The 543-nt window shown below is 37.2% G+C and carries 1 protein-coding gene; it reads left to right on the forward strand.

All coding sequences use genetic code 11. The annotated features are described in order from the left end of the window. Window positions 1–165 precede the first annotated feature (165 nt). Window positions 166–543, forward strand: a 378-nt coding sequence (locus ACFINS_RS11270) for a CHC2 zinc finger domain-containing protein (RefSeq protein WP_375706319.1), incomplete at its 3' end; no start/stop codon positions are given.

Consider the following 543-nt stretch of genomic DNA (forward strand, 5'->3'; position numbering starts at 1 on the left):
CCATGGATATTGAACAAGAAATTTTATCACTTTTTCACTCTCTTTTTCTAAAATTATGTGCTGTTTGGTCTTTAAAAATTTTCGACCTCTTAAGAGGAAGTCTTGGAATTATGCTCTAAACTCGTTAAATATGCAAAAAGGAATTTTAAAACTCTGTGAGAGATAATGCGTTTTTCGCCTGATTTGCTTGATGAACTGCGTACCAGATTGCCAATTTCAACAGTTATTGGCCAGAGGGTAACATTTGATCCTCAAAAAAGTAAACCTTCGCGGGGGGATTTTTGGAGTTGTTGTCCATTTCATGGTGAGAAAACACCAAGCTTTCATTGTGATGATCATAAAGGCCGTTATTATTGTTTTGGCTGTGGTGTAAGTGGTGACATTTTTACTTTTCTTTGTGAGCTTGATGGGTTGCACTTTTCAGAAAGTGTAGTGCGCTTGGCTGATTTTGCTGGAATGAAACTCCCTCTTTTTGATCCACAATCTCATAAGAGCCAAATGGGAAAGGCTGATCTTTATAATGTTATGAAGATCGCTACGGAT

This window comes from Bartonella sp. AA2SXKL, assembly GCF_042197205.1.
Classification (GTDB): domain Bacteria; phylum Pseudomonadota; class Alphaproteobacteria; order Rhizobiales; family Rhizobiaceae; genus Bartonella.